At 30.6% G+C, this 7,480-nt stretch carries 4 protein-coding genes; 3 read left to right on the top strand and 1 reads right to left on the bottom strand.

Going from position 1 to position 7,480, the window contains the following annotated elements; all coding sequences use genetic code 11:
- Window positions 1–331: 331 nt before the first annotated feature.
- Window positions 332–766, top strand: a complete 435-nt coding sequence (locus RBB48_RS31250; RefSeq protein WP_306008828.1) for a hypothetical protein — start codon at window positions 332–334, stop codon at window positions 764–766.
- Window positions 766–2,214 (top strand): FtsZ/tubulin family protein, encoded by a 1,449-nt coding sequence (locus RBB48_RS31245; RefSeq protein WP_306008827.1) that lies wholly within the window; start codon window positions 766–768, stop codon window positions 2,212–2,214. The genes RBB48_RS31250 and RBB48_RS31245 overlap by 1 nt, the downstream gene beginning before the upstream one ends.
- A 26-nt stretch (window positions 2,215–2,240) precedes the next feature.
- Here RBB48_RS31245 and RBB48_RS31240 read toward each other — a convergent pair whose 3' ends face one another.
- On the bottom strand, window positions 2,241–2,990 hold the full coding sequence (locus RBB48_RS31240; protein WP_064472957.1) for a MerR family transcriptional regulator: 750 nt from the start codon (window positions 2,988–2,990) through the stop codon (window positions 2,241–2,243).
- Between the two features lie 2,876 nt (window positions 2,991–5,866).
- Here RBB48_RS31240 and RBB48_RS31235 point away from each other — a divergent pair.
- The gene (locus RBB48_RS31235) at window positions 5,867–7,180 is read left to right on the top strand and encodes a DUF3854 domain-containing protein (protein WP_306008826.1); all 1,314 of its coding nucleotides are present in this window, start codon (window positions 5,867–5,869) and stop codon (window positions 7,178–7,180) included.
- Window positions 7,181–7,480: the final 300 nt, after the last annotated feature.

The following is a 7,480-nucleotide window of genomic DNA, read 5'->3' as shown; positions in this document are numbered from 1 at the left end:
TTAGAAGTATTATAGATCGGAATTATAATTCTAGATAAAAATATACATAAATACTGCACCCATATTTATAATTTAATAGTTATTGTTAGTTATATGAAACCTGATATTAGCATGTTTTGTTCACTGCTTATATAAACGACTTTCATGTACGTCTTATATAATTGTTGTTGGTATATAAGACATTAGTTCAATTTTACATTTTGTGAATCTTATATAAGCCTTATATATAACAACTCGATATAAGTCTTATATATAATGACTTGATATACGTCTTGCAATGATGTAATATATTTTTAGGAATAATTAACCAACGTTTTAAGGGGGGAACAACTTGAACGAGGTATTAAGTGAAAAATATAAACAAAACAAATTTACTGAAGAAGTTGTGGGAATGTTTGCAGACATTATTGAAGAAGACGAAATACTCTACAATGTATTTCATTACATAGGATCTCAAGTAAACAAACAATACCAAGAAACAAAATATATGAGAGGTATTTCAATAAATGAGATAGTAGAAAGTGTTGTTATTGATAGGAGAGTAAAGAAACCTAAGGGTAAATCCTATTCATTAGAACTTGAAAGAACTAACATTTCAAGAAGATCAGCGGAAGGTAGTGTTGCTACTTTAGCTTCAATGTCATTAATAACAGAAAAAATTATGCATCCGTATAAGTTTTTAATTTCAACTATTAGGGGGCAGCAAGTATTAGTTGAATTAAGCAAACGTAAAAAAAGTAATGAGAATAAGGGAGAGATAAAATAATGGCAAAAAACTTTCTGAAAAACGAAGTAGCAGTGAAAATGACTATGGTTGGTTTTGGTCAAGCTGGAACTAGAATGGTAGATAAGTTTGCTGAGTATAAGCATACAGACGGTACAGCAGTTTATAATTGCCTAGCATTGAATAGTAATGATGGGGATTTAGCAGAACTGAAAAACGTGCCAAAAAGCAACCAAGTTTCACTAAAATTAGGTGGTTTGGGTAAGAATCCTGAGCGTGCTGTAAAGGTGTTAGAATCTAATGAAGAAGCTAAGGAAAAACTAAAAGAATTTATAACGGAACGTGTCAGACCAACTGATGAGTTAGTGCTATTTTTTGCAGGTTTAGGTGGTGGTACAGGTACATCTACAATTATTCAAGCAATTGAAGAATTCACTGCTTTTCATAATAAACCTGTAATTGCTGAAGAACTGAAAAGTATGGCAATGAAAATTCCTAGAGAAGAATTAATCAAAAATCAACAAAAGTATGCAAGAATTGCTTTCAATAATGCAATTGAACGTAAAGATTTTATTAAAATGGGTATTGTGGTTACACTTCCAGTTAGAGCAGATGGGCCGGATGTACTAAGACAGGTGAATAAATTTTCACAAGAAATTTGGAAGTTAGCTAATGATCCAGCGAAAGGCGTTGCATTTGTTGTATTTGCAGATAACCAACATTTCTATGATGAGTTTAAGGGATTAAACGAGAATGAGAAAAAAGGCATCGGAAACTCACGAGACTATGCAAATCAGCGTATTGGAGATATTATTCATGAGTTAAATACAGCTGCAAACGGTTCAGGAACATCAGTAATTCTAGATTCTCAGGACTTTAAACGAATTTTACTAGAAAGAACAGGCTGTTTAGTAATTAATAAGGTTTCACGTAATATGAATCAAATTGAAAACAGTAAAGAAATTGTAGATATGTTCTCAGAATCAATGAAAGGAAGCTCATTCCATCACCCTATTGACCTGATGAAGACAAATGAAAATGGAGATTTAGAGGCATCAAAGGTACATCATTTTGGGATGTTAGCAATTTTAGATGAACAGAAGAACCTTGATGATTCATTTATGGATGATGCAAAAGTAGAAGTAACAAATAAACTACCAATCAATGGAACTGTTTTTAATGGTTATTTAGTTAGTAAAAATGACTTTATGGGTAGCGTGTATACTTTCTATAAGACAGATGCACTACCATCTCGATTATCTAAAGGATTAGTAGAAGAATATAATGAATTTAAGGAAAAACAAAGTCAAATTCAATATACAAAGTCTCAAATTACTACTATTGAAGCGCAAGACTCGGACGATGATTTCAATATTAACTTTGGTGATTACTTTGAATTAGAACCAGAGAAAGATGAAGAACCGCAAAAGCTAAATGATGAAGAATTAGCGGCATTTATGGATCCTGATAAGATGTTCGGAACAAAATAAAAAAATAAGCCTGGAATTTTCCAGGCTTATTTTTCTGTTTTCATTACATTTTGCATGTATTCAATCATGTTCTCATCAATATAGCTTTCTATGAAAAGTTGTTTTCTCGCAAGATCTTCCTCTTTTTTAAACCAACCCACTTTTTTAATACGAGTTTCTTCTGGCTGTGTATTCCATTCTTTTTCAGCTTGTTTTCTTAACTCTGTACGCGCTCTATGTTGAATGATTATATTATCTAGTCTTTCTTGTCTTTGGCGCTCTTTTAACCTCTCAGGGTCTTCTGGTTCAGGTAGCACCGCACGTATAGCATCTTCGAACTTTCCTTGATACTCTAATTCAATGTTTTGTAAATGCATTTGAATTTTTTGTTCTACTATTTTTTCAATAGTCGCTGCAGCTTCCTGCATGTTTAATTGGGATGAGACTTCACTGGTTTGATTTTCTGGAGAAACAGGTCTTAGTTCAAATTGATGTGGTAAAAGCTCAATAATTGCATCTAGCGACCACTTTTCATCCCTTTTTAGTTTGATAAATAAAGCTATGTCTAAATCTAGTGTGTTATATAACTTTTCGTTTGTATTATTGGTTCTTAATGTTCCGTGTAACCCCTTTTCTTCTAGGATATTGAACCAATTGTATACAGTGTTATGATGTCGACCTACTAATTTAGAAAACTCTGTTATTCGCCAAGCTTTTTCAAAAGTATCTTCATGACTAGAGTTTGTATTATTGGACTCCATATGTTCAGTTGTATTTTTGTTATCTTGTTCAATCATCGTTATACCTCCTTGAAATATAATGGCCATAGCAAAATGTAATTAACATATAAAATGAGATTAACATGTTAAGTATCTTTCGGCGATATAAACCTCAATACCTTTGTTGATTGACATTCACATGAAATGTATCATTGATATATAAAGCATCACTTGTTAACATGAAGTTGATAAATCAGCTTTTGAATTAACTATTGTTAATGTCCTGTTGATAATCCGTTAGTTATTAATGATTATTGTTGCTATAAAGTTAACAAATTAGTCTACAATATATTAATGATAAGAAAATATTAGTGATTTGTAAATAAATTATAAGGATATAGCATTAAACTTAAAGACTTAAAAGCTAAAAAGTATGTATAAATGTAGAACAAAAAGCCCATACTAATAATAAAGAAAGGGCTATATTTATTATAATTTATGATAATCGGTAGTAGAAAGCTAAGAAATGTATAGTTTATTGGCTTCAGTAGGTCTTTAGAATGCACATGAAGGTTATTGAATTACTTTAATATAAACTCATTTTTTATAGGGGGCACCGCCCTTTACAAGGGATCTCTATATAATCAAAATTGATTCATACAATTGCTACTTTTAGATCGGAAGTAATAAAAAGCGATTTATTATTTTTGGCTACTATCAAAATGCCTTCAAGAATGATATCCTCCCGACTTATCCAGGGAATTTTGCTATAAAAAAGGTCTCTTAATAGATATAGAATCTAAAACTCTATTTGTATGTATATTCTCAACGTTAGAATCAACAATTGTTAATGTTATGTCAATACGCGTTAATGATAAATTGATATGACACTAGTATTAACGGACAACAAACTCTATTAACATGTCAATCTCAGGTTATATATCAATGATAAATAAAGAGAAAACTGTTATTTTTTTGACGCTAATAAGAAACTATTGATTGTATGAAGTTCTTGCTATAACTATAGTACTTCTAGAGTGTTTTTTGATATTTCGATAGAAATCTGTTGTGGCAGATAAATTTTTAACTAATGCAGATTTTGAAATCCTCAGATCTACTTCTATGCGCGCTTCAACCTTTTAATTGTTAATGTCATATTAATGTTAAACGAAAATTGTTGATATAACATTAACAATTTAGATAGCATTTCTCTCTACGCTTAACTTTATAGACCATATGTCAATGATAAACAAAGGATGAAAAACATTGAATTGCTGTCGTCATTTATTATTACGATTAGATTTTAACTGTTTTTTGATAGTGTGAAAGCATTTTCTAGGATAGATCATCACTAGAATCGCTTCAAGCAAACCACCACAGAAGAAAATTTTCACCAATATAGATTTTGAAATCTTGAAGACTATAAACACTTCTTCTTTTTGGATGCCTTATTGTTAATGTTATATCAATATCAATTAGAATAATATTGATAACAAAAGAAAATAGGTACTTAACATATCGATCTCAGGTTACATGTTAATGATAAATAAAGGGAAAACTATTGATTTTTTGGGTGTTACTAATAAGAAACTATCAATTATATGGAATTTTTGTTAGTTCCTTATCACGATTATAGTACTTTTAGAGTGTTTTTTGATATTTCGATAGAAATCTGTTGTGGTAGATAAATTTTTAACCAATATAGATCTTGGGTCTTCGAGATCTGTATTTTTGCGTATTTCAACTACTTAATTGTTAATGTTATATTAATGTTAAATACAAATTGTTGATATAAGATTAACAATACAGATAGTATTCCTTTCTATGTGTTGTTTTTTAACTATATGTCAATGATCAATAAAGGGTGAAAATCATTGAATTGCTGTCATCATTTATTACCCGATTGAATTTTTAGCTATGTTTTAATAGTGTCGAAACATTTTCTAGGATGAATTGACACTAGATTCACTTAGAGAAAACTACCACAGAAGACAAAATCCAGCCGATATAGACTTTGAAATCTTGAAATAAATAAACATTTCTTCTTTTCAACACCAGATTGTTAATGTCATGTCAATCTTAATCGGAATGATGTTGATAACAAAAGAAAATAATCGCTTAACATGTTAATCTCGCTTAACATGTTAATAACAAACACGGGATAAAAAATCAGTTATCTTTTCAGCGATATCAACATGAGATTGATAGTTTTATGTTGTTTCTTTTTATATCTTACTAACATTGAAATATTTTCAATGTTAGTTTATTAATTAACATACTTCCGTAAAATCTGTTTCAATGGACTAATGTTCAACTAATATAGATCTTGAAGTTTAGATAGGTATAAACATTTTTGATAAGTATCCGCTTGTTAATGTTAATCGGTGAATACTAGTGATAAAGTTGGCACGCTTCATTTAACATGTTAATCTCACTTGATATGTCAATGTCAAATGTGGAGAAGATGTATTGATTTTCTGTGGATATTGACATGAGATTGATAATTATATGATTGTTTACAAAAAATACATTATGGTAAACAGTAATGCGTTTAATAGCGCAATTAATTGGTTAGTAGGGAATATACTGTATCAAAAAAATTCAGCAGAGAAACATTAATGAACCGTTAATAACGGGGATCCTTATAGCTTGGTAAATATAGATTGCTAAAATAGCATCTGATTCTAAAGAAGTTCTCGCTTCAAAGAGCCCAAAAGGGGTTAAGGAGTGAGATGCTCATGTATAATTATGGTGTGGAGTTTAATAAAATCTGGAGATTATTTGATTAAATTGAGAATTTTTAGTATATTCTTATTATAGCTTGTAAATTTTTTTATTTTCTAGTGATTACATAAAGCCCTTCGGGTTACGGATTAAATTACACGTTTGTGTGGTATTTAACCTCCGTATCCCAAAGGGCTTTTTTATTTGATTAAGGGAAAAGGAGATATGTGATGTCAATTGAAACGTTAGCAGCAAGTAGAGTATTAAGACCAGTGAGAAGCATGAATAAGGGGCGTAATGAGAGATGGTTTGAATATTATAGAACAACATGCCCTATATGTGGTAAGCAAGGATGGTGCATGGTTAATGATTCTGAAACCCAAATAATATGCGGACGAATTTCATCAGAAACAAAATTCGGGGAAGCAGGCTATTTACATATAGTAGCTGAAGATCAAAAAAGGGGATATGACTTTTCTCAAGATCAGATGATTAAGGAACATAGGAAAAAAAATGATTACACCCTTGATATTATTTACACTTTATTCCTAGAATTTCTAGACGTGCGAGATGAACATATTAAAATGTTAAGGGGATCAAAACGCAGGATTACAAGAGAAGTTATAAATGTTAGAAATTACAAAAGTTTTCCTCTTAAACCTTGGGATATTACGAAAGAGCTAATAAAAAAAGTAGGGGGGAAAACAAGCTATATTGTTGGAATTCCAGGATTTTATGCAAAAGAAACAAAGGATGGAAGATATTTCACGTTTGCAGGAAGGAGAGATTCTTTATTAATACCGCAGAGAAATATATATAATCAGATATGCGGTTTTCAATGTAGAATTGATAATCCTGAATATATGACAGTTGTAAAAAATTATAAACCAAGCTTTAAGGCAGAAGTTATTGAGCAACCCAATACTATAGAGGTGACCTATGAAATTAATGGGAAGATAGAGTCTATATTTAAAGGTGAAATCGATGTTAAAGAATGGTATGAAATTAATTATGAAGGTGAAAAATTAGGTGAAGTACAATTAAAGTTAGAAAGTAAATATATTTGGATCAGCTCAGGTGGGAAATTCCATGGAACAGGAGTTGGGAAACCATTGCCAATACATGTAGCAGTACCTAGTCGAGAGTTGAAAAGTTTGGAACGTGGAGAATTAATAAAAAAGGATAATGTATGGATTTCAGAAGGGAGTCTAAAGTCTGATATTGCTGCAGAAAACTTAGACGAGCTTCTAACAAATGAGGAAAAAGTAATGTATGGTACCACAGTTGTATCAATACCTGGGGTTAAAGTATGGAGAATATTAATTGAACCATTAAAAAAAATGGGAGTTAAACAGGCGACGTTTGCTTTAGATATGGATATGGTTACAAATTCAGATGTTCAGCGGTCGTTATTAGAATGTGCGCAAGCGCTTTATCAAGAAGGGATAAGTATTAATTTTGCAAGTTGGGATATTAATCTTGGAAAGGGGCTAGATGATTTACTGTTAAACGATTATATTCCAGCAATAGAGAAAGTGAGATAAACGCCATTTAAATTGTAATAAGTTAAAAAACATATTAATAGGGGATAGAAATGATTAATTACTTTTCTATACCGTAACTAGAATGAGTGGTTTTTATAAAATCGAAATTTCTATGTTAATTATACAAAAATTACATATGAGATTCGAGGAAATATAAATTTGGAAGCTTTAAAGGTAAATTTATTTTTTACTCTTTCTAAACGGATGTTTTGTATAGAAGAATATAAAACATCTATTATTTTATACGTGTTCTTGATAGTCATCAGGGTTTAAATTGTATATAAACCTTGATGATTATCA

Source organism: Bacillus sp. MMSF_3353 (genome assembly GCF_030733445.1).
GTDB lineage: Bacteria > Bacillota > Bacilli > Bacillales > Bacillaceae_G > Bacillus_A > Bacillus_A wiedmannii.
The sequence above is the reverse complement of the archived record's forward strand: the minus strand, read 5'-3'. Positions and strand labels throughout refer to the sequence as shown.

What these genes read in the sequence shown, in the direction of transcription:
- RBB48_RS31245 (WP_306008827.1), top strand. Translation starts at nt 766, where the DNA reads ATGGCAAAAAACTTTCTGAAAAACGAAGTAGCAGTGAAAATGACTATG.
- RBB48_RS31240 (WP_064472957.1), bottom strand. Translation starts at nt 2,990, where the DNA reads ATGATTGAACAAGATAACAAAAATACAACTGAACATATGGAGTCCAAT.
- RBB48_RS31235 (WP_306008826.1), top strand. Translation starts at nt 5,867, where the DNA reads ATGTCAATTGAAACGTTAGCAGCAAGTAGAGTATTAAGACCAGTGAGA.